This is a genomic window from Sphingomonas sp. PP-CC-1A-547 (assembly GCF_003610375.1).
Taxonomy (GTDB): domain Bacteria; phylum Pseudomonadota; class Alphaproteobacteria; order Sphingomonadales; family Sphingomonadaceae; genus Sphingomonas.
This window is the reverse complement of the sequence record NZ_RAPZ01000010.1, coordinates 135,017-156,096: the sequence shown is the minus strand read 5'-3', so window position 1 is coordinate 156,096 and position 21,080 is coordinate 135,017. Positions and strand designations below refer to the sequence as shown.

The window sequence follows — 21,080 nt, the reverse complement described above, 5'->3', positions numbered from 1 at the left end:
CAAAAATGCAAAGTCGGCGATAAACCGCGTTCAGGCGACGAACTGTTCCATGGTGATGCGGTCGTCGAGCGCGTGCTCCGGATCGAACAGCAGCGTGAGTTCGCGGGCGCGGTCCATGCAGATGTCGACCTGCGCGACGTCGCGGATCTCGCGCTGGTCGGCGACTGCGGAGACGGGGCGCTTGCCGGGGTCGAGCACGCGGATGCGGATGCGTGCCTTGTCGGGCAGGATGGCGCCACGCCAGCGCCGGGGGCGGAACGGGCTGATCGGGGTCAATGCGACCATGCCGGAGCCGAGCGGCAGGATCGGGCCATGCGCGGAGAGGTTGTACGCGGTCGAGCCGGCCGGCGTCGCGACGAGGATGCCGTCGCAGGCAAGTTCGGCGAGGACGACGCGGTCGTTCACCGTCACTTCGAGATTGGCGGTCTGGCGGGTCTCGCGCAGGAACGAGACTTCGTTGATCGCGGGCAGCGTGTGGGTGCGGCCATCGACGCCGATCGCGGTCATGCTGAGCGGGATGACCTTGAATGGTTTCGCGCGCTCCAGCCGGTCGGTGAGGCCGTGGTGGCGCCATTCGTTCATCAGGAACCCGACGGTGCCGAGGTTCATGCCGAACACGGGGACGGGCGGCTTGCGGCGCTCCAGCATCGTGTGCAGCGTCTGGAGCATGAACCCGTCGCCGCCGAGCGCGATGATGACGTCCGCGTCCTCAACCGGCACCCACTCGCCCATATCCGCGAGCTCCGCTTCGGCGGCACGAGCAGGCGGGGTGTTGGACGCGACCAGCGCCCGCCGCTCGTATAGGCTCATCCGCCGGTGACGCTCATGTGGCGGGCGACCGCGGGGCCTTCACCTTGGCCGATGCGGAAGTCATGCGCCTTGGGCTTGGCGAACAGACCAGCGTCGATCGCTTCGTCGAGACCTGCGGTCCCGCCTTCGCGCAGGGCCGCCTTCAGGTCGACCTGGTCGTCGTGACCGAGGCACATGTACAGCTTGCCCTCGGTGGTCAGGCGCACCCGGTTGCAGCCATCGCAGAAATTGGCGGTCAGCGGCGAGATCAGTCCGAGCCGCGTGCGCGAACCGTCGACGTTCCAGTAGCGCGCCGGGCCACCGGTCTTGTGCGCGTCGCGGGCGAGCGTGAACTGCTCGCTCAGCTCTTCGAACACCTTGGTCAGCGGCAGGAAGCGGTCGGTACGGTCCTCGTCGATCGCGCCGAGCGGCATCGTCTCGATCAGCGACAGGTCGAAGCCCTCGTCGCGACACCAGGCGAGCATCGATGCGATCTCGTCCTCGTTGAAGCCCTTCAGCGCGACCATGTTGATCTTGATCGCGAGCCCCGCGTCGCGTGCGGCGTAGATCCCGCTGATCACCTGCGACACGTCGCCGTGGCGGGTGATGTAGCGGAAGCGCTCGGGATCGCGGCTGTCCATGCTGACGTTGACGCGGCGGATGCCGGCATCGACCATCGCCTCGGCATGCTGCGCGAGGCGCGTGCCGTTGGTGGTCATCGTCAGCTCTTCCAGGCCCGAGCCGATGTTGTGACCGAGACGCTGGACGAGTTCGGCGACGTCGCGGCGGACGAGCGGCTCGCCGCCAGACAAGCGAATCTTCGTCACGCCGCGCGCGATGAAGCGCTCGGCGATGATCGCGATCTCTTCGAGGCTCAGCAGCTTGCTGCGCGGCAGGAACGTCATCTTTTCGGACATGCAGTAGCGACAGCGCAGGTCGCAGCGATCGGTCACCGAAATCCGCAGATACTTGATCGTGCGACCATGCGTATCGCGCAGCGGCTTTTGCTCGAGGGTGGGCGCGATGGTCATCTCCTCCGAGCTAAGACCTGACTGTCCCACTAACAAGGCCGGATCGGCTGGTATTGGATTGGCGCGCGGCGATACGGCGGCTAGGCTCGCACCGATCGAGCGAGGTGCGACGGATATGGAAGACATGCAGATCGCAACGACGCTGTTCGCGGTATCGTTCCGTCAACGTGATGAAATCGCGGAGATTTTGGCAAGCGCAGGGGCCGGTGCGGGGTGGCAGGCGGCGGTCGTGGGCGATGCCGAAGGGTTGGAGAGCCGGTTCCTGGCAAGCGGCGCAGCAGTCGCGTTGATCGATGCGCGCGGTGCGCTCGACGACGGACTTTCGGCGACGCGCAGGCTGGGCGGGTTGGTCGCCACCAACGGTGCGGCCTTGCTGGTGCTGGTATCGCGCGGCGATGTCGAGGCGATCGGCGAGTTCTTCGATGCGGGCGCGACGCAATTCCTGGCTAGTCCGGCCAGCGAAGGCGAACTCGTCCAGGCGCTGCGGTTCGCGGGGCGCCACGCCGCCCGCGCATCCGGCGGCGCGATCGATCGGCGCGGCATACCGGGCGCATCGCACTATGACAGGGAGACCGGCGAAGCGCGGCGCTGGATCGTCAGCCGTATCGCGGAGGAGCGGCCGGTGGCGGTGGTGCTGGTCGCGCTGTCGCGCCTCGACATCGTCAATGCGGCGCATGGCCGTCCCGCGGTGGATGGCCTGATCGAAGCGGCCGTGTTGCGCGCGGAGACGGTCGCGCGCCAGGCGATCGGCGTGGATGCGATGGTCGCGCGGCTCGGCGGGTCGGAGTTCGTGCTGGTGATCGAGGCGGCCGGGGCCGCGGTGACGGCGGCGATCACCGCGCTGGATGCGGCGCTCGCGAGGCCGTTCGCGGTGGCCGATACGCGCGCCGTGCTCGGTTGTCGCTTCGGCGTGGCGCAGCGCCAGCCGGGCGACGATGCGGCGGCGTTGCTGCGCCGCGCGAGCGAGGCGCTGGCGGAAGCGAAGGCGAGCGACGGATCGGTGCTGCACGTCGCGCTGCCCGACGGCGTCGCCCCGATCGACGCGCTGGCGATCGACCTGCACCATGCGATCGAGCGCGACGAGATCGACTTGCGTTGGCAGCCGCAAGTCGAGATCGCGAGCGGCAAGATCACGGGGGTCGAGGCGTTGGCGCGCTGGAACCACCGGGCGCTGGGGCCGCTGGGCGCGGATACGCTGTTCGATGCCGCCGATCGTGCCGATCTGGGCATCGCGCTCTCCGACCATATTCAGCGGTTGGTGCTGGCGCGTGCGGTCGCGTGGCCGGCGGTGTTGGGAACGTTGCGCGTGTCGCTGAACCTGACGGCGGCTGACATCACCCGGCCGGGGTTTGCCGCGCTGTTCCTCGCGCGTATCGACGAGAGCGGCTTCCCGCGCGGGCGGCTGACGGTCGAGATTACCGAGACGGGGTTGATCGAGGATCTGGCGGCGGCGTCGGCGTTGCTTGCGGAACTGCGTGGGGCAGGGTGCCGGGTGGCGATCGACGATTTCGGCACGGGCTATTCGAGCCTCGCCTATCTGAAGTCGCTGCCGCTCGATTACGTCAAGATCGACAAGTCGCTGGTCCGCGATATCGACGGCAGCGCGCGCGACCGCGTGGTGGTCGCCGGCGCGATCACCATGGCGCGTTCGCTGGGGCTCGCGGTGATCGCCGAGGGGGTCGAACGGCCGTCGCAGCTCGAATTGCTCGCCGCGGGTGGATGCAGCCTGTACCAAGGCTTCCTGCTGTCCGAGCCGGTGGGCGAGGCGGCGTTGCTCGAACTGATGGCGAGAGAATGATGCGTACCCTGATGCTATCCCTCGCGATCGTGGCGATCGCGGCGCCCGCGATCGCGCAGACGCCCGCCGAAATCGCGATCCGCAAGGGGATGGAAGCGAGCGCGGCGGGCTGGAGCGCGGGCGATCTCGCGCGGTTCATGGACATTTATGCGGACGACGCGGTGTTCGTGACGCCGAAGGGGCTGCTCCGCGGCAAACCGGCGATTGCGGACAAATACCGGTCCAGCTTCAGCGGCACGGGCAATGCGCGCGGCAAGCTGTCGTTCGCGTTCCTGGAGATGCGCGCTCTGGATCCGGCGCATGCGATGCTGTTCGCACGGTGGACGCTGACCGGGGCGTCGACCAGCGAATCGGGCATGACGACTTTGGTGTTCGAACGGCGTGGCGGCGCGTGGAAGATCATTTCGGATCACAGCAGCTGAATGTCCGACGAACGATGTGGGATGACACGATGACACAGCGGCTCGACCGCGCGACCGCGGCGCGATTTGCCGGGCTGACGCTCGGGCATCTAACCCGCGAATGGCCGTACAAGCTCGACCAGGTGCTCGACGGGCCCGGTGACCTGGCATTGCCGAAGACGCTGCATCCGGTGTTTCACGGCAGTTTCGACTGGCATAGCTGCGTGCATGGCTGGTGGCAGGTGATGCGCCTCGCGAGGCTGTATCCGGACATGGCGGAGGCGGCTGCGGTCGAGGCGTTGGCGGACCGGATGCTGGTGCCCGCGCTAATCGCGGGCGAGGTGGCGTATCTCAATCGACCGGGTACGGGCGGGTTCGAGCGGCCTTATGGCTGGGGATGGCTGTTGGCGCTGCATGACGAGTTGGCGCGGCGGCCAGATCGGCCCTGGGCGGCGGCGGTCGAGCCGTTGGCACGCGCGTTTGCGGTGCGGTTTGCGGCGTATCTGCCGAAGCTGATCTACCCGGTGCGGAGCGGGAAGCATGACTGCACCGCGTTCGCCTTGGTCCATGCGCTTTGCTGGGCGCGGACGCACGAGGCGTCGCTCGCCGCACTGATCGAGACGCGCGCGCGGGAATGGTACGGCGACGATCGCGACTGCCGCCCGTTCGAGCCGAGCGGGGAGGATTTTCTGTCGGCGACGCTCTGCGAGGCGGCGTTGATGAAGGACGTGCTCGGCGTGGAGTTCGCACCGTGGTTGGCGGCGTTCCTGCCCGATCCGTTCGGCCCCGCGACGGCGTGCCTGCGTTCTCCCGCGATCGTCAGCGACCGGTCCGACGGCCGCCTCGCGCATCTCGACGGCGTGAACCTGTCGCGCGCGTGGTGCTGGCGGACGATCGCCGACGCGCTGCCCGATCCTGCCGACACGCGCGCGATCGCCGACGCGCATTTGGCAGAGGCGCTCCCGCATCTCGCGGACGACTACATGGGCGAGCATTGGCTGGCGACGTTCGCGCTGCTCGCGCTCGAGGCTGAATGATCTGAAGAGAAGGGGCTGGCGTAGCGGACCACGCTGCCTAAGGTCGCATAATCGAACGAAAGAGAGTGATGATGCAAAGACGCCTGCCGTTCCTGGCCTTGCTGGCCCTTTCCACGACCGCGCTGGCCCAGACGTCGGCTCCGCCGCCCGCCGCCGATCCGAACGCGTATCTCGAGGACATCCACGGCGCGCGTGCGCTCGATACGGTGAAGCGGTGGAACACGCAGTCGCTCGCCACGCTCGAAGCCAAGCCCGGCTATGCGCGCTACCGCCAGCGCGCGCTCGACCTGTTGCAGGCGGATCGCCAGATCGCGACGCCCGACCAGATCCTCGGCGATCAGGTGCTGAACCTGTGGCAGGACAAGACGAACGTGCGCGGCCTGTGGCGGGTCGCCTCGCTCGCGTCGTTCACCAGCGGCAAGCCGGTGTGGCGGACGCTGATCGACGTCGATGCGCTCGGCAAGGCGGACGGCAAGAGCTGGGTGTGGAAGGGCGCGACGTGCCGCTCGCCGTCCTATGACCGCTGCATGGTGGCACTGTCGAACGGCGGCGGCGATGCGGTCGAGGAGCGCGAGTTCGACATCCCGACGGGCAAGTTCGTGACCGACGGCTTCGTCGTGCCGAGCTTCAAGACCGGGCTGAACTGGGCCGGGCCGGACGCGCTGTACGTCGCGACCGATTTCGGCGCTGGCAGCCTTACAAAATCAGGCTATCCGCGCACCGTGAAGCGGTGGCAGCGCGGCACGCCGCTTGCCTCGGCAACGACCGTCACGAGCGCGACCCCGGACGATGTCGGGATCGAGACCAACGTCTTCTCCGATGGCGATCGCCGCTATGCGCTAGTCTCCCGCAACGTCGATTTCTTTCATTCGAAGCGCAGTCATATCGCCGAGAATGGCCGGCTGGTGCCGTCGCCGTTGCCCGACGATGCCGAGATCAACGCCGTCCTCGATGGCCGGTTGATCGCGACGCTGGCGTCCGACTGGAGGGGGATCCCGAGCGGGTCGGTCGTGGCGTACAGCGTCGCCGACGTGCTGGCGGGCCGCACGCCGACAATCGAGCGCGTGCTGGTACCGACCGCGACGCAGGCGGTGGAGCAGGTCGATTCGAGCAAGTCGGTGCTGTGGGTGAAAATGCTCGACGACGTATCAGGCCGGCTCGTATCGCTGACGCGCGGCGCGGACGGCATCTGGACGCAAGGCGTCGCGACGCTGCCGACCGCATCGACGATCCACCTCGAGGCGACCGCAGGCAAGGACGACGTCGCCTTCGCGGTTGTCGAGAGCTTCCTCAGCCCTCCTGCGCTCTATGCCGTCCGCCCCAATGCCAAGCCGGTCACCGTCGACACGCTGCCAGCGCGGTTCGATGCCTCCGCAATGCAGGTCGAACAGCGGTTCGCGACGTCGAAGGATGGCACGAAGATCCCGTATTTCCTGGTGCGGAAGAAAGGCACGACGGGGCCGGTGCCCGCGCTGGTCCACGCATACGGCGGGTTCCGCAACGCGCAGACACCGACCTACCTCGTCGACCAGCCCTATCGCTCGGGGCCTGCGGGGCTGTTCTGGGTCGAGGAGGGCAACGCGTTCGTGCTCGCCAACATCCGCGGTGGCGGCGAATACGGGCCGCGCTGGCACCAGATGCCGCTGCGCGAGAACCGGCAAAAGGCGTATGACGATCTCCACGCGGTCGGCGACGATCTTGTCCGGACCGGTGTCAGTGCAAAACGCAAGATCGCCGTCTCGGGGCGGTCGAACGGCGGCCTCCTCGTTGGCGTCGCGATGGAGCAACGTCCCGATCTCTACGGCGCAATCGTGATGGGATCGCCGCTGCTCGACATGCAGCGCTATTCGCATCTGTCGGCGGGCGCATCGTGGATCGGCGAATATGGCGACCCGGACAAGCCCGCGGACTGGGCGTTCATCTCGAAATATTCGCCCTACCAGAATTTGAAGCGCGGCGTGCAATACCCGACGCCGTTCATCTACACCTCGACCGAAGACGACCGTGTCCACCCCGGCCACGCGCGCAAATTCGCCGCGCGGCTTGAGGCCTATGGCGACCCGTTCTTCTATTACGAGAACCCGGAAGGCGGCCACGCGGCCGGCGCCGACAAGATCGAGGACGCCAAGCGCGCCGCGCTCGTCACCGTCTATCTGAACGCGCAACTCGCGCCACAACGCTGATCGTCAGGAATCCATGATGCGTAATTTCCGTCTGTTGCTCGGCGCCGCGATGCTGGCGCTGCCCGTTTGGTCGATCCCGGCGCCCGTGCTAGCCGCGCAAGCCGAAACGAGCGCGTTCGCGTCGCTGTCGAAGCGCTATGTCGACGGCCTTGCCCGCCTCAATCCGTCGTCGGCGACATCGCTCGGCGATCACCGCTTCGACACGCAGGTCACCGACATGTCCGCCGCAGGGCGTGCCAGGCGTGAGGCATTCTCGAAGGCGATGCTCGCCGATCTCCAGCGGATCGACCGCAAGGCCCTGTCGCGCGAGGAGCAGGTCGACGCGGCGCTGCTCGACAATGCGCTTCGCTATGACATCTGGGATACCGAGACGCTCGGCGGGTGGGCGTGGGATCCGCAGGTCTATAACGACATCGCCGGCAGCTCGCTCTATTCGCTCGCCGCGCGGGACTTCGCGCCGTGGCCGCAGCGGCTGAACGCGGCGACCGCGCGGATGGCGGCGCTCCCCGCGTTGCTGGCGCAGGCGCGCGCCAACATCGTGGTGGCGCGCGTGCCGTCGATCTACGCGACGACCGTGGCGAAGCAGAACAGCGGCATCGTCGACATCGCCGAGAGCATGCTCGCGCCGCACAAGAGCGAATTGTCCGCAGCGGACGCCAAGCGGTTCGATGCCGCGCTCGTGACATTGAAGGCGGCGGTTGCCGAGCATCAGGTCTGGCTCGACAAGACGCTCGTCCCCGGCGCGAAGGGCGACTTCCGCCTTGGCGCGGCGCTCTACGACAAGAAGCTCGGCTTCGCGCTTCAATCCGACCTCACCCGGGCCGAGATCAAGCGCCGCGCGCAGGCTGCGATCGTCGACACGCGCACGCAGATGTACGCGATCGCACGCCAGATATTTGGCGCCAAGAAGGGCGCGCTGCTGCTTCCCGACAAGCCGTCCGAAGCGCAGCAACAGGCCGCGATCCAGCTCGCGCTCGAACTCACCTACGCCAAGCGTCCGGCACGCGATGGCATGATCGACGCCTCGACCAAGGCACTGGCGCAGGCGACCGCCTTCGTCCGCGACAAGGGGTTGGTCGGCATGCCCGACAGCCCGGTGAAGATCATCACGATGCCCAAGTTCCAGCAGGGCGTCGCGGTCGCGTACTGCGATTCCCCCGGCCCGCTGGAAAAGAACCTCGGCACGTTCTTCGCCGTCTCGCCGATCCCCGACGACTGGACCGAGGCGCAGGCGACCTCGTTCCTCAGCGAATATAACGACTACATGATCCACGACCTCGCGGTGCACGAGGCGATGCCGGGGCATTATCTCCAGCTCGCGCACGCCAACGCGACTCAGTCGACGTTGCGCGCGGTGCTCGGCTCGGGGCCGTTCGTCGAGGGCTGGGCGGTCTATGCCGAGGGCATGATGGCGGACGAGGGCTATCTGAATGGCGATCCGCTGTTCAAGCTCACCGTGCTCAAGATGCGGCTGCGGTCGATCTCGAACTCGCTGCTCGACATCGGCATCCACACCGAGGGCATGACGCGCGAACAGGCGATGCAGCTGATGACGCACACCGCGTTCCAGCAGGAGCGTGAGGCGGCGGGCAAATGGGTCCGCGCCTCGCTCGGCTCGACGCAGTTGCTGAGCTATTTCACCGGCTATTCGGAGCACATGGCGTTGCGGGAAGAGGCCAGGAAGCGGCAGGGCGCGGCGTTCGATCTCAAGCGCTACAACGACGCGTTGCTCGCGCATGGTTCGCCGCCAGTGCGCTACGTCCGCGAACTGCTGTTCGACCTGCCGATCGGATGATGGCAGGCGGGTGCGCGTAACGCATATCCCGTGGTCGATCCGTTCATCGGCACGGGGGGCGAGGGCATGTCTTGCCAGCGCAGTACGGCGTCGGATCTTACCCCGACCCTTTTCGGGATGCCGTATCGAGAATGCCGTCGTGATCGTCGTTGGGTTCGCCCGTCCGGGCGCAGAGCGATTGACGCGGATCGCACGACGCCGACAGCATATGGTTTCATACAGTGGCCACGGTAACGGGCGCACGCTTTCAGATTGTCACAGCCCATGCGTCTTCCTCGCCTGTTCAGCCGCCCGTCGAACGACATGGCGATCGATCTCGGAACGGTGAACACCGTCGTCTATCTGCGCGGTCAGGGCATCGTCCTGAACGAACCGTCCGTGGTGGCGATTGAAACGCGGAATGGCGTCCAGCAGGTGCGCGCGGTGGGTGCCGAAGCGAAATTGATGATGGGCAAGACGCCCGACGGGATCGAGACCATCCGGCCGATGCGCGACGGCGTGATCGCCGACCTCGACGTCGCCGAGCAGATGATCAAGTTCTTCATCGAAAAGGCGCATGGCGGGCCCAGCCGACTGCCACGCCATCCCGAGATCGCGATCTGCATCCCGTCCGGCGCGACCCTGGTCGAGCGTCGCGCGATACGCCAGGCGGCGTCCAACGCCGGCGCGCGCAAGGTGTATCTGATCGAAGAGCCGATGGCGGCGGCGATCGGTGCCGGACTGCCGGTGACCGAACCGGTCGGGGCGATGGTCGTCGACATCGGCGGTGGCACGACCGAAGTGGCGGTGCTGTCGCTGCGAGGGCTTGCCTACAGCACGTCGGCGCGGGTCGGCGGCGACAAGATGGACGAAGCGATCAGTTCGATGATTCGTCGCAAGCACAATCTCATGATCGGCGAAGCGACCGCAGAGCGCGTCAAGCTGGCGGTAGGCATGGCACGGATGCCGGAGGATGGGATCGGCGAGGTCATGCGCGTCAAGGGACGCGACCTGCGTGCAGGGGTGCCACGCGAGATCGAGGTGACGCAGGCGGATATCGCGGCGTCGTTGGCGGATTTGATCGGCCAGATCGTCGAAACCGTGCTGACCGCGCTGGAGAAGACCGAGCCGGAACTGGCTGCCGACATCTGCGATCAGGGCATCGTCATGACGGGCGGCGGATCGCTGCTCGCGCGGATCGACGAAGTATTGTCGGACGCGACGGGGCTGCCCGTCACGGTCGCCGAGAACGCGCTGACCTGCGTCGCGATCGGTGCGGGCCGCGCGATGGAAGAGCCTGTCTATCAGGGCGTGATGACGGAAATCTGATGTACCGGACTAACCGGCGCTCTGCGGTTTCGGCAACGTCGGCATGCACTGCACGTCGTGAAGCACTCGAACCCGACATCGGTTTTTCAAGCGCTTGGCTCGATAACAGGGCAAGGGGTTGGTGGGCCCGGCAGGAATCGAACCCGCAACCTAGCCGTTATGAGCGGCCAGCTCTAACCGTTGAGCTACAGGCCCCACCGGCGCCTGCGTTAGCGCAAGCGATCGGCCCGCAAAAGGGCGCACAAGCAAAACGGCAAAGAAAAAGGGCGCTCCCGAAGGAACGCCCTTTCCGACACTAATACTCTATCGAGCGCGAACGCCCGACAGGGTTTTAGTTCATGTTGTCGGTCTTCTCGTCGGCAGCGTCACGGACGTTGTCGGCAGCTGCGTTCATGTTGTCAGCAGCGTTCTCGAGCACGTCGGTAGCGACTGCGTTCGAGGTGTTGTCCGCCATGGCGTCCATGTTGTCAGCCTGCATTTCCATGTTGTCAGCCAGCATGTCCGCGTTGTTCTCAACTGCGGCGGCTTCTGGCGACTTGCTGCAGGCTGCGACGGACATCAGGCCGGCGGCAGCAGCGATCAGAACGATCTTCTTCATTCGAATGCTCCCAAGCATAGTTTCACTCGCGGCCGACCCGATTGCCGTCGCGAAGTCACGTCAAATAGCGGCCCCCGGCGGGCGGTCAATCCGCTAAATTCATCTGTCCGCAAGGTTTGCGGCAGAACGATGACAGATTGGTTCATGCAATTCGTCACTTCTGGGGCACAATTGACCCGATTTCCTCGGGCGCATTGGCCACTGTCGCGATCACCGTGGTCCACGCCGCGACGTTCTGGCGGAGCTGTTCGGGGTCGATCAGATCCAGGGTATCCTCGGGCGTATGGTGGTAATCGAAGTAGCGCAGCCCCGACTGGTTGAGGTCGATTCCGGCGACCCCCGTGGCGATCACCGGGCCGACATCGGTGCCGCCGTGCGGGGCGTCGGCGCCGCGAACGATCCCGAGCGGGGCGAGCGCGACCGCCAGGCGATCCTCGATGGGCTTGGCGGCGTCGGGCAGGCTGCTCTCGAACCGCCAGACGCGATCGGCACCGAAATCCGATTCGGCGGCAGTCGCATGGCGTTCGCCGGCATGCGCCTTGGCGTAGGCAGCTCCGCCAAAGCCGCCGCTCTCCTCGTCGCCGAACCAGACGACGCGGATCGTGCGGCGGGGGCGCTGGCCGCCGTCCATGACGATCTTGGCGGCGGCTGCGGTGATCGCGATGCCAGCCCCGTCATCGATCGCGCCGGTGCCGAGATCCCAGCTGTCGAGATGGCCACCGACCAGCACGATCCCGGCCTTGGGGTCGGTGCCCGGAACCTCGGCGACGACGTTGCCCGATTCGCGCATGCCGACCTGCTTGTCTTCCAGCACCAGCTTCAGCGTCACCGGCTTGCCGAGCTTCACCAGCCGCTCGACATGCTCGGCGTCCGCGACCGACAGCGCGGCGGCGGGGATCGGCGTCACGCCCGCGTCGAAATTGGTGTTGCCCGCGTGCGGCCCGCGGCCGTGATCGGTGCCGATCGACCGGATCACGATCGCCGCCGCGCCTTTCTTGGCGGCGACGTTCGGTCCGACGAAGCGCGCGGTGCCCTGCGATCCATAGCTCGACCCGTCCTGCGTCGGCTGCATCGCGTTCGACACGAAGGCAATCTTGCCCTTCAGGCTGCCGTCCGCGGCGAGCGCGAGGTCGTTGTACGTCGGGAAATACACGATCGGCAGGGTCAGCCCGCCCGGCGGCGTCGCGCCCGAATTGCCGAGGCCGACCAGGTGCAGCTTTTGCGCATAGGGCGCGACCAGCTCGCCACTCTCCGTGCCGCGCGACCAGACGGGCAGCTGGTATGGCTCGATCCGCACGTTCTTGAACCCGAGCGCCTTGAGCTTGGCGACCGACCACGCGCGCGCCCGCGGTGCCGCCTCGGTGCCGGTCATCCGCGGGCCGACCTCGGTCGTGATCCCCTCGACGATCTTGTAGGCGGTGTCGTCGGTCAGCGCCTTGTCGCGCAGCGCCGCGACCTTCGCGTCGACCGCGGTTGCCGGGGCAGCGGTGCGCTGCGCGGCAAGAGGAACGGCGGTGATTGCGGCACAGGCCGCCAGAAATGGTGCGATACGCGTCATCAGCAATTCCCCTTGGTGTCGGCCTCCTTCGTTAGGTCCCAGCTCGCGCGTTGCCAACCTTCGCGGCTGCCCTTACATGCGCAGATCAATCCCGCCCTCACGAACACCCGAACGGAGACCCCCGTGGCCGGCCAATACGCCTATGTCATGAAGGACATGACGAAGACCTTCCCCGGCGCGCCCAAGCCGGTGCTGTCGAACATCAATCTGCAATTCTATCATGGCGCCAAGATCGGCATCGTAGGCCCCAACGGCGCGGGCAAGTCGACGCTGATCAAGATCATGGCCGGCATCGACAAGGACTATACCGGCGAGGCTTGGCCGGGCGAGAACGTTACCGTCGGCTATCTGGAGCAGGAGCCGCAGCTCGACGCCACCAAGACCGTGCTGGAGAACGTCAAGGACGGCGCGCGCGGTGTCGCGGACATGGTGGATCGCTTCAACGCGATCTCCGCCGAGATGGGCGATCCCCAGGACGACACCGACTTCGACGCGCTGCTGGAGGAGATGGGGACGCTTCAGGAGCAGATCGACGCGATCGACGGCTGGACGCTCGACAACCAGCTCGAGGTCGCGATGGAGGCGCTGCGTTGCCCGCCGGGCGACTGGCCGGTCGACAAGCTGTCGGGTGGTGAGAAGCGCCGCGTCGCGCTGACCCGCCTGCTGATCCAGAAGCCGGGTATCCTGCTGCTGGACGAGCCCACCAACCATCTCGACGCGGAAAGCGTCCAGTGGCTGGAGAACCATCTGAAGGATTATGCGGGCGCGGTGCTGATGATCACCCATGACCGCTATTTCCTCGACAACGTCGTTGGCTGGGTGCTCGAACTCGATCGCGGCAAGTATTTCCCGTACGAGGGCAATTACTCGACCTATCTCGAGAAGAAGGCCAAGCGCCTCGAGCAGGAGGACCGCGAGGAATCCGGTCGTCAGACCGCGATCAAGAACGAGCTCGAATGGATTCGTCAGGGTGCCAAGGCGCGGCAGACGAAATCGAAGGCGCGTATCGCCAACTTCGAACGCCTCGTCTCCGCACAGGAGAACCGCTCGCCGGGCAAGGCGCAGATCGTCATCCAGGTGCCCGAGCGTCTCGGCGGCAAGGTCATCGAGCTCGAGAACGTCTCCAAGGCTTACGGCGACAAGCTGCTGTTCGAGAACCTCTCGTTCACGCTGCCCGCGGGCGGTATCGTTGGCGTCATCGGTCCCAACGGCGCCGGCAAGTCGACGCTGTTCAAGCTGATCACTGGGCAGGAGACGCCGGACAGCGGCACGATCGACAAGGGTTCGACCGTGCGGCTCGGCTATGTCGACCAGAGCCGCGATCATCTCGACGACAAGAAGAACGTCTGGGAGGAGATTTCCGACGGCCTCGACTCGATGAAGGTCAACGGGTTCGACCAGTCGACGCGCGCCTATGTCGGGGCGTTCAACTTCAAGGGCCAGGACCAGCAGAAGAACGTCGGCAAGCTGTCGGGCGGCGAGCGCAACCGCGTCAACATCGCCAAGATGTTGAAGCGCGGCGGCAACGTGCTGCTGCTCGACGAGCCCACCAACGATCTCGATGTCGAGACCTTGGGCGCGCTCGAGGAAGCGATCGAGAATTTCGCAGGGTGCGCGGTGGTGATCAGCCACGATCGCTTCTTCCTGGATCGTCTCGCCACGCACATCCTGGCGTTCGAGGGCAACAGCCATGTCGAATGGTTCGAGGGCAATTTCGAATCCTACGAAGAAGACAAGCGCCGCCGTCTGGGCGATGCGGCGGATCGTCCTACCGCGCTGTCCTATAAGAAGCTGACGCGCTGACCCGATGTTGCGGGGGCTCGACGAGGAACTGGTCGCTCACAAATACGCGCAAGTAGAGCGCGAGCGACGGTTTCTCGTCGATCCTGCGCGTTGGCCCGATCTGGCCGACGCGCCGTATATCCTGATCGAGGACCGGCACATCGAAGGCACGCGGCTGAGGCTGCGCGCCATGACCGATAGCGTGTCGGGACGCGTGGTCCTGAAGATCGGCAAGAAATACGACGTTGCCGATGTGCTGAGCAGGCCGACGGTCACGACGTATCTCGATCGGGACGAGTATGACCTGCTAGCGAAACTGCCGACACGACCTTTGAGAAAACGCCGGTGTCCGGTGGGTGCTGACTTCGGCATCGACCTGTTCGAAGGAGCGCTCGCCGAGCTCGAACTCGCCGAGATCGAGCAGGACGACGCCGCCGCTTTGACGTCGATCGTCAGCCCCGAATGGGCAATCGCGGAGGTCACGCATGATCCGCGGTTTCAGGGTGGGCGATTGAGCCTGCTGGATGCGGCAGGCGTGACGAGACTTATTGCCAGTAACATCGAGTGAGTATGACGGTTATCGAACAATCTCCGGGCGGCGATCGGCCCCCTGGCGCAGGCGAACTCGAATATCGTCTTCGCCAGCAGTCGATCCTTGCCGATTTCGGGATCGAGGCGCTGCGGGCGCGGGATCTGCAGCCGATGTTGCAGCGCGCGACCGAGTTGTGCGGCGAGGGGATGCGGTCGCAATACTGCAAGTTCCTCGAATACCGTCCCGAACAGAACACCTTGTTGGTCCGCGCCGGGATCGGCTGGGCGCCCGGGGTTGTCGGGTCGACCGAGATGCGGACCGATCTCGGCTCGCCGGCAGGGTTCGCGCTGGAGACCGGGCTACCGGTGATCTCGAACCACCTTGAGAACGAACAGCGCTTCCGGACGCCGGAGTTCATGGCGCAGCACAATATCCGCCGCGCTATCAACGTGCTGGTGGAGACGTCGGGCAAGCGCTTCGGCGTGCTTGAGGTCGACAGCCCGGACGAGGGCAAGTTCGAGCCGGCCGACTTCGCCTTCATGCAGGGGTTTGCCAACCTCATCGGCGTCGCGATCGAGCGGCAGCAGGCGGAGCAGCGGCTGAGCGAGGCGATGGAGCATCAGGAACTGCTCACGCGGGAGGCCAGCCACCGGGTCAAGAACAGCCTCGCGCTCGTCTCTGCGATGCTCAACCTTCAGATGCAGGAGGATGACGATCCGCGGATCCGCCGGCTGCTGGGCGATGCGCAGGCGCGGATCACCGCGATCGCGCAGACGCACGACCAGCTCTGGCGTGGCGATCAGGTTGGCATCGTCGCGCTGAACGATCTGGTCTGCGGGATCGCGACGGGGCTGGGGGAGCAATCGCTCACCCACCGGATCGACTGCGATATCGAGGCGATCCTGATCAGCGCGGACGTGGCGATCCCGATGGGGTTGCTGGTCACCGAGCTCGTCACCAACGCGATCAAATATGCGTATGGCGACGATGGTGGCGTGATCCTGGTCACGGTGCGGAGTGCTGACGGGCGCATTGTGCTGACGGTGTCGGACGAGGGCGGCGGGTTGCCAGCCGACTTCGACTTGAAGACGGCGTCGCGTAAAAGCCTCGGGATGCGGATGATCGGCAGCCTCGCGCGGCAGTTGCGTGGGACGGTGACGATCGAGAACGCTGCGGTTGGCACGTGCGCGACGCTCGACGTGCCCGATCCGCGGGCGGAGGAAGCCTCGCCATCCTGACGACACTCCGTCATCCTGACGAAAGTCAGGACCCAGAGCCCAAAGGGCACCACTCGTAACTCTGGATCCTGACTTTCGTCAGGATGACGGGTGCTATCGTTCTCCTGCGAACGCAGGAGTCCAGTGTAATGAAGCGTGACAATCGTGACCCTGGGCTCCTGCGTTCGCAGGAGAACGGGAGTTTTAGGCCGCCACGGCATCCGCCTTGGTCGCCATCCACGCTTCGGCTTTTGCCAGCGCGGGGGCGTCGTCGACGTCGATCCAGTCGATGTCGCTGCAATCCACGATCCGGGCCAGGCCCTGTGCGGCCAGCAGGCGGACGCCTTCCGTCAAAGACGGGCTTGCTAACGTCGCCAGCGCGTCCGACAGCGCAGGGCCGATCGCGAAGACGCCGGTGTCGTAGCAGTCGTGCGGTTCCAGGCCCTTGCCGATCGCGACGATGCGGTCGCCTTCGGTCGCGACGCAGGTGACGTCCTCCGGGTCGACCCAGTCGTGCCCGAGCCGCCGGTCGATGCCGAGGCGCAGACCACCGCCAGCGCCGGCCCTTGCCATGCGGGCGTAAAGTTCGGAACTGACGAGGTGGTCGCACATCGCGAGGATCGCTTCGCTACCGCCGAGCGCATCTCGCGCCGCCAGTACCGAAACGCCATTGGGTTCGCGGTGATCCGCGAGAACCGTCTCGACCTTCAACGGCCAACGCCGGCTCGCGAGGTACGCTTCGATAGCCTCGCGCCCGTAGCTCACCGTCACAATCGCCCTCGCAAAGCCGGCCTCGGCCAGCCCCTCAAGCGCGTGGGCGATCAACGGCCGCCCCGCGACCGCGCAGAGCGGCTTGTACGGGGCGGAGGTGCGGAGGCGGCTGCCTTCCCCGGCGGCGAGGATGATCGCCGTTTGAATCCGGGGCGTCTCGATCATGTCAGGCGGCCTTGATAAACCGCTCGACTTCGATCTGTGCGAGATCGTCGGTCATCTGCGTGCGCGGGTGCTTGCAGAAATACGCCGATGCAGGGTCGATCACGCCGGCGATGCCGCGATCCTTGGCGATCTTGGCGCAGCGGATCATGTCGATCGCGACGCCTGCCGAGTTGGGGCTGTCCTCGACCGAGAGACGCAGCTCGATGTTCATCGGCACGCCGCCGAACAGCTGGCCTTCCATGCGCAGGAAGCAGACCTTGTTGTCGTTCTGCCAGGGCACATAGTCCGACGGACCGATATGGACGTTGTCGTCGTCCATGCGCTCGGCCGCAACCGACTGCACGGCTTCGGTCTTCGAGATCTTCTTCGACTCGAGCCGGCGATGGTTCGACATGTTGAGGAAGTCGGTGTTGCCGCCGGTGTTGAGCTGATACGTACGATCCAGCTTCACGCCGCGCTTGGCGAACAGGTCGGTCAGCACGCGGTGGACGATCGTCGCGCCGAGTTGTGCCTTGATGTCGTCGCCGATGATCGCGACGCCGGCGTCCTCGAACTTCTTCGCCCAGACCGGGTTCGACGCGATGAACACGGGGATATTGTTGACGAACGCCACGCCCGCTTCGATCGCGCACTCGGCGTAGAATTCGGTCGCTTCCTGCGAACCGACCGGCAAATAGTTCATCAGTACGTCGGCGCCCGATGCCTTCAGCTCGGCGATGACCTCTTCACGGGTCGGCTCGGCGGCGTCGGAGACGAGGAACGTACGGTCGTCCTTGAAGTCGGCCATGTGGTCGGCGACGCCGTCCAGCTTCTTGCCCATCTTCACGATCGTGCCGGTGTTGCCGACGTTCGGCGCGAACACCGCGGTGCAGTTGGGCTTGGCGAAGATCGCCTCGGCGACGTCCTTGCCAACCTTGCGACGATCGACGTCCCAGGCTGCGACGACCTTGATGTCGCTCGGCTTGTAGCCACCCATGTCGAAATGCATCAGGCCAACCTGGTCGTTTGCCCCCTCGCGATAATGCTCGAGGCCCTGGACGAGCGAGCTCGCGCAGTTGCCGATGCCGACCACGGCGATCCGAATGCTATTCATTACTGACCCTGTTCCTTACGAAAGATGCATGCGCGACGCGGTCTTTGGTCGCGTTGCGGAAGTATTACGAACGAAAGCCCGCTCGACACGACGGTGCCAGACGAGCCCGACGATGGCCACGAGCGTCAAAGGGACGATCTCGAACCACCAGAAGATGCGTGGGTTGCCCGCGAAGCAGGCGACGAAGATCGCCCATACCCGGACATTCGCGGTAAGCAAGGCCATGAAGCGCAACGGCGCGACGGCGCGGGCACCGTACAGGGCCCCGAGCGCGACCGGATCCGCCGACTGACCGAGCGTGCGCTCGAACGGCATGGCGATCCGGTCGATGCTGCTCGCGAGGCCATCATAGAAGCGGACCAGCGCGTTGCCGGTCGGAACGGGAAGCGCTTCGAGCGCCACGCCCTTGATGCGACGATGGAAGCGCGAGCGCTCGCCCTCGTACATGTTCGACTGGACCGCATGCGCGCCGCCGGCTGCGAAGGCGAGGACCCAGCCCTCGGGCGTGTCGATCGTCAGCGCGAGCGAGATGTAGATCAGCGCGAAGACGCCGTGATCGCATAGCCCGTCGAGCATGCGACCGAGCGGGCTCGCGGTCTTGGTCGCGCGCGCGACCATGCCGTCGAGTCCGTCGGCGATAAGCCATCCCATCGACAGCACCAGGCCGACCAGCGCGAGTGCCCAGTTTCCCCACTGCGTGTAGGCGAGCGCGGCTGCTCCGCCGAGGCAAAGCCCTGCCACCGACACCGAATTGGCCGAAATTCCACGCGCCAACGCAAGCGGCAAAAGCGCACGGCCTGCCGGGTGAATCAGCCAAAGATTAGATGGGATCTCGATCCGGCGATCGCGCGATCCATCCGGTGGAGCCACTGTCATAGGATTTTCATAATGCGCCCGGCTCGCGATTTATGCAAGACGGCGCAACTAACCCTACGGAACGCTTGACCGCAATTCTGCGATCCAAGCGGTTGCGATTCCGTCCGAAGGCGCACGCCAATCGCCACGCGGCGATAGCGCGCCACCCGCCGATACCTTCGGCCCATTGGGCATCGCCGACCGCTTGAACTGGCTAGTCGTGAAGAACCGATAGAGGAATTTTTCCAGCCAATACCGGATCGTCGGCAGGTCGTAGGCGACGCGCGCGTCTGTCGGCAGGTCCTCCGGCCACGCGCCGACGCTCGCATCGCGCCATGCGTGCCAGGCGAGAAAGGCGATCTTTGATGGCGCGAGCCCATAGCGGATCACGTAATGCGCGAAGAAATCGTTCAGCGCGTACGGGCCGATCATCGACTCGGTGCTCTGCAATGCGCCATCCGCGCCCGCCGGAACGAGCTCGGGCGAAATCTCCTGCGCGAGGATCGTCGCCAGGATGTCGTCGGTCGCCGCGTCATACTGGTCGGTGCGGATACACCAGCGGATCAGGAACTGGATCAGCGTCTTGGGCACGCCGCTATTCACCGCGTAATGGCTCATCTGGTCGCCGACGCCGTAAGTGCACCAGCCGAGCGCCATCTCGCTCAGGTCGCCGGTGCCGAGCACGATCCCGCGCCGCTGGTTGGCGAGGCGGAAGAGGTAGTCGGTGCGCAGGCCTGCCTGCACGTTCTCGAAGGTGATGTCGTAGACCGGTTCGCCTTCGCTGAACGGGTGGCCGATGTCCTCCAGCATCCGCGTGGCGGCGGGGCGGATGTCGATCTCTTCCGCGGTGATGCCGAGCGCGCGCATGAGTGCCCAAGCGTTAGCCTTTGTCCCTTCGCCGGTCGCGAAGCCGGGCATTGTGAAGCCGAGAATGTTGGTCCGCGGGCGTCCAAGCCGGTCCATCGCCTTGGCCGCGACGATCAGCGCATGCGTCGAGTCGAGGCCGCCAGATACGCCGATCACGATCGTCTCGGCGTGCGCGGAGACGAGCCGCTTCGACAGCGCCTCCACCTGGATGTTGAACGCCTCGTAGCAATCGTCGTCGCGCCGCGTCGGATCGTTCGGGACGAACGGGAAACGGCGGATGGCGCGTTCGAGGCCACTGTCCTCAAGTACCGGCGCGTGATCGAACGCGATCCGTCGGAATCGTGTTTCGGGGTTGCCGGCGAACATCGCCGCATCGTTGAACGTGCCGGTCCGTAGGCGTTCCTGCGTGATCCGTTCGCAGTCGACGTCGGCGACGACCAGTTCGGGCTCGGTCGAGAACCGCGCCGACTCCGCGATCTGTTCGCCGAGTTCGTGAACCAGTCCCTGGCCGTCCCAGGCGACCTCGGTGGTGCTCTCGCCGGGGCCTGCGGCGGAATAGACATACGCACAGACCGCGCGGGCCGATTGCGCCGCCGCCAGGATCGCCCGGTCGCGCGCCTTGCCGATGACGATGTTCGACGCCGACAGGTTGCAGCAGATCAGCGCCCCCGCGAGTGCGCCCGCGGTCGAGGGCGGGGTAGGGGCCCAGTAATCCTCGCAGATCTCGGCATGGAACACGAAGCCGGGCAGATCGCGCGCGGCGAAGATCAGGTCGGTCCCGAACGGCACCTCCTCGCCGCCAAGCTCGATCGTCAGTCCGGTCATCCCTACGCCACTCGCGAACCACCGCTTCTCGTAGAACTCGCGATAATTCGGCAGGAACGTCTTCGGGACCACGCCGAGCACGCGCCCGCGTGCGATCGCCAGCGCGCAATTATACAGCCGCCCGTTCCGCACGAGCGCTGCGCCGACCACCAGCACCGGCCGCAAGGTTACACTCGCCTCGACCGCCGTCGCGATCGCGGTCAGCGTCGCGCGCTGCTGCGCGGTCTGGAGATGCAGGTCGTCGATCGCGTAGGAGGTGAGGTTCAGCTCCGGGAAGACGACGAGGTCGACGCCCTTCGCATCCGCCTCGCGCGCCAAGGCGATCGTAGCCTCGGCATTGGCCCCGGTATGCCCCACCGAAGCCCGCGGCATCGCGGCGGCAACCCGGATCAGCCCGTGACTATGGATCGCGTAGAATGGATGCGTCATGGGGCACCGATAAACGCCCGCGCTGCGTCACGCCACCGGCTTGCGC

General features: G+C 65.9%; 17 protein-coding genes and 1 tRNA gene. 9 read left to right on the top strand and 9 right to left on the bottom strand.

The genetic code is table 11. The annotated features are described in order from the left end of the window. Positions 1-30 precede the first annotated feature (30 nt). Together C8J39_RS01410 and moaA are read right to left on the bottom strand one after the other, a co-directional pair. A complete protein-coding gene (locus C8J39_RS01410; protein WP_120299014.1) occupies positions 31-810 on the bottom strand; it encodes an NAD kinase in 780 nt (259 codons plus the stop codon). Beyond that, entirely contained in the window at positions 807-1,820 is a 1,014-nt protein-coding gene (gene moaA, locus C8J39_RS01405) for a GTP 3',8-cyclase MoaA (RefSeq protein WP_120299013.1), read from the bottom strand. The genes C8J39_RS01410 and moaA overlap by 4 nt, the downstream gene beginning before the upstream one ends. Positions 1,821-1,944: 124 nt before the next feature. Between moaA and C8J39_RS01400 the strand changes: the two genes are divergently transcribed. The 6 genes from C8J39_RS01400 (at position 1,945) to C8J39_RS01375 (ending at position 10,342) form a co-directional block, all read left to right on the top strand. Beyond that, positions 1,945-3,618 carry an EAL domain-containing response regulator gene (locus C8J39_RS01400; RefSeq protein WP_243649679.1) on the top strand — a complete coding sequence of 558 codons (1,674 nt, stop codon included), beginning with the start codon at positions 1,945-1,947 and terminating at the stop codon, positions 3,616-3,618. Next, entirely contained in the window at positions 3,615-4,040 is a 426-nt protein-coding gene (locus C8J39_RS01395) for an SgcJ/EcaC family oxidoreductase (protein ID WP_243649678.1), read from the top strand. Before C8J39_RS01400 ends, C8J39_RS01395 begins: the two co-directional genes overlap by 4 nt. A gap of 29 nt (positions 4,041-4,069) precedes the next feature. After that, positions 4,070-5,056: a DUF2891 domain-containing protein gene (locus C8J39_RS01390; protein ID WP_120299657.1), complete on the top strand. Its 987-nt coding sequence runs from the start codon at positions 4,070-4,072 to the stop codon at positions 5,054-5,056. Between the two features lie 68 nt (positions 5,057-5,124). Next, positions 5,125-7,239 carry a prolyl oligopeptidase family protein gene (locus tag C8J39_RS01385; protein WP_259457487.1) on the top strand — a complete coding sequence of 705 codons (2,115 nt, stop codon included), beginning with the start codon at positions 5,125-5,127 and terminating at the stop codon, positions 7,237-7,239. Positions 7,240-7,255: 16 nt separating this feature from the next. Continuing rightward, positions 7,256-9,034 carry a DUF885 domain-containing protein gene (locus tag C8J39_RS01380; RefSeq protein WP_120299655.1) on the top strand — a complete coding sequence of 593 codons (1,779 nt, stop codon included), beginning with the start codon at positions 7,256-7,258 and terminating at the stop codon, positions 9,032-9,034. Positions 9,035-9,298: 264 nt separating this feature from the next. Next, entirely contained in the window at positions 9,299-10,342 is a 1,044-nt protein-coding gene (locus tag C8J39_RS01375; protein ID WP_056490679.1) for a rod shape-determining protein, read from the top strand. Positions 10,343-10,461: 119 nt separating this feature from the next. On the opposite strand, the gene C8J39_RS01370 is transcribed toward C8J39_RS01375, so the two are convergent. From C8J39_RS01370 to C8J39_RS01360, 3 genes are all read right to left on the bottom strand, one after another. Continuing rightward, a tRNA-Ile gene (locus C8J39_RS01370) sits at positions 10,462-10,537 on the bottom strand. A gap of 136 nt (positions 10,538-10,673) precedes the next feature. After that, positions 10,674-10,940, bottom strand: a complete 267-nt coding sequence (locus tag C8J39_RS01365; RefSeq protein WP_031393308.1) for a hypothetical protein — start codon at positions 10,938-10,940, stop codon at positions 10,674-10,676. A 154-nt stretch (positions 10,941-11,094) separates the two neighbouring features. Beyond that, positions 11,095-12,498, bottom strand: coding sequence for a M20/M25/M40 family metallo-hydrolase (locus tag C8J39_RS01360; protein ID WP_120299012.1), 1,404 nt, complete (start codon positions 12,496-12,498; stop codon positions 11,095-11,097). 123 nt (positions 12,499-12,621) lie between these two features. Here C8J39_RS01360 and ettA point away from each other — a divergent pair, with 123 nt between their 5' ends. From ettA to C8J39_RS01345, 3 genes are read left to right on the top strand one after another with little or no spacing between them, the layout of a single operon-like run. After that, on the top strand, positions 12,622-14,301 hold the full coding sequence (gene ettA / locus C8J39_RS01355) for an energy-dependent translational throttle protein EttA (RefSeq protein WP_056062887.1): 1,680 nt from the start codon (positions 12,622-12,624) through the stop codon (positions 14,299-14,301). A 4-nt stretch (positions 14,302-14,305) separates the two neighbouring features. Beyond that, complete coding sequence (locus C8J39_RS01350; RefSeq protein ID WP_120299011.1) at positions 14,306-14,848, top strand: hypothetical protein; 543 nt, start codon at positions 14,306-14,308, stop codon at positions 14,846-14,848. A 2-nt stretch (positions 14,849-14,850) separates the two neighbouring features. Further along, positions 14,851-16,050: a sensor histidine kinase gene (locus C8J39_RS01345; RefSeq protein ID WP_120299010.1), complete on the top strand. Its 1,200-nt coding sequence runs from the start codon at positions 14,851-14,853 to the stop codon at positions 16,048-16,050. A 183-nt stretch (positions 16,051-16,233) separates the two neighbouring features. On the opposite strand, the gene C8J39_RS01340 is transcribed toward C8J39_RS01345, so the two are convergent. Genes C8J39_RS01340 through C8J39_RS01325 form a run of 4 tightly spaced genes read right to left on the bottom strand, consistent with a single transcriptional unit; the run spans position 16,234 to position 21,034 of the window. After that, positions 16,234-16,965 (bottom strand): NTP transferase domain-containing protein, encoded by a 732-nt coding sequence (locus C8J39_RS01340; protein ID WP_120299009.1) that lies wholly within the window; start codon positions 16,963-16,965, stop codon positions 16,234-16,236. Position 16,966: 1 nt separating this feature from the next. Next, positions 16,967-18,058, bottom strand: a complete 1,092-nt coding sequence (locus tag C8J39_RS01335; protein WP_056050788.1) for an inositol-3-phosphate synthase — start codon at positions 18,056-18,058, stop codon at positions 16,967-16,969. Positions 18,059-18,073: 15 nt separating this feature from the next. After that, positions 18,074-18,934, bottom strand: coding sequence for a CDP-alcohol phosphatidyltransferase family protein (locus C8J39_RS01330; protein ID WP_120299008.1), 861 nt, complete (start codon positions 18,932-18,934; stop codon positions 18,074-18,076). Positions 18,935-18,988: 54 nt separating this feature from the next. Then, entirely contained in the window at positions 18,989-21,034 is a 2,046-nt protein-coding gene (locus C8J39_RS01325; protein ID WP_120299007.1) for an NAD(+) synthase, read from the bottom strand. Between the last annotated feature and the right edge of the window lie 46 nt (positions 21,035-21,080).

Excerpts from the sequence above, each read along its gene's own strand:
- C8J39_RS01335 (WP_056050788.1), bottom strand. The coding sequence starts at position 18,058 with ATGAATAGCATTCGGATCGCCGTGGTCGGCATCGGCAACTGCGCGAGC.
- moaA (WP_120299013.1), bottom strand. The coding sequence starts at position 1,820 with ATGACCATCGCGCCCACCCTCGAGCAAAAGCCGCTGCGCGATACGCAT.
- C8J39_RS01345 (WP_120299010.1), top strand. The coding sequence starts at position 14,851 with ATGACGGTTATCGAACAATCTCCGGGCGGCGATCGGCCCCCTGGCGCA.
- C8J39_RS01395 (WP_243649678.1), top strand. The coding sequence starts at position 3,615 with ATGATGCGTACCCTGATGCTATCCCTCGCGATCGTGGCGATCGCGGCG.
- C8J39_RS01375 (WP_056490679.1), top strand. The coding sequence starts at position 9,299 with ATGCGTCTTCCTCGCCTGTTCAGCCGCCCGTCGAACGACATGGCGATC.
- C8J39_RS01390 (WP_120299657.1), top strand. The coding sequence starts at position 4,070 with ATGACACAGCGGCTCGACCGCGCGACCGCGGCGCGATTTGCCGGGCTG.
- C8J39_RS01365 (WP_031393308.1), bottom strand. The coding sequence starts at position 10,940 with ATGAAGAAGATCGTTCTGATCGCTGCTGCCGCCGGCCTGATGTCCGTC.
- C8J39_RS01340 (WP_120299009.1), bottom strand. The coding sequence starts at position 16,965 with ATGATCGAGACGCCCCGGATTCAAACGGCGATCATCCTCGCCGCCGGG.
- C8J39_RS01325 (WP_120299007.1), bottom strand. The coding sequence starts at position 21,034 with ATGACGCATCCATTCTACGCGATCCATAGTCACGGGCTGATCCGGGTT.
- C8J39_RS01385 (WP_259457487.1), top strand. The coding sequence starts at position 5,125 with ATGATGCAAAGACGCCTGCCGTTCCTGGCCTTGCTGGCCCTTTCCACG.
- C8J39_RS01380 (WP_120299655.1), top strand. The coding sequence starts at position 7,256 with ATGCGTAATTTCCGTCTGTTGCTCGGCGCCGCGATGCTGGCGCTGCCC.
- C8J39_RS01330 (WP_120299008.1), bottom strand. The coding sequence starts at position 18,934 with ATGACAGTGGCTCCACCGGATGGATCGCGCGATCGCCGGATCGAGATC.
- C8J39_RS01400 (WP_243649679.1), top strand. The coding sequence starts at position 1,945 with ATGCAGATCGCAACGACGCTGTTCGCGGTATCGTTCCGTCAACGTGAT.
- C8J39_RS01410 (WP_120299014.1), bottom strand. The coding sequence starts at position 810 with ATGAGCCTATACGAGCGGCGGGCGCTGGTCGCGTCCAACACCCCGCCT.
- C8J39_RS01350 (WP_120299011.1), top strand. The coding sequence starts at position 14,306 with ATGTTGCGGGGGCTCGACGAGGAACTGGTCGCTCACAAATACGCGCAA.
- C8J39_RS01360 (WP_120299012.1), bottom strand. The coding sequence starts at position 12,498 with ATGACGCGTATCGCACCATTTCTGGCGGCCTGTGCCGCAATCACCGCC.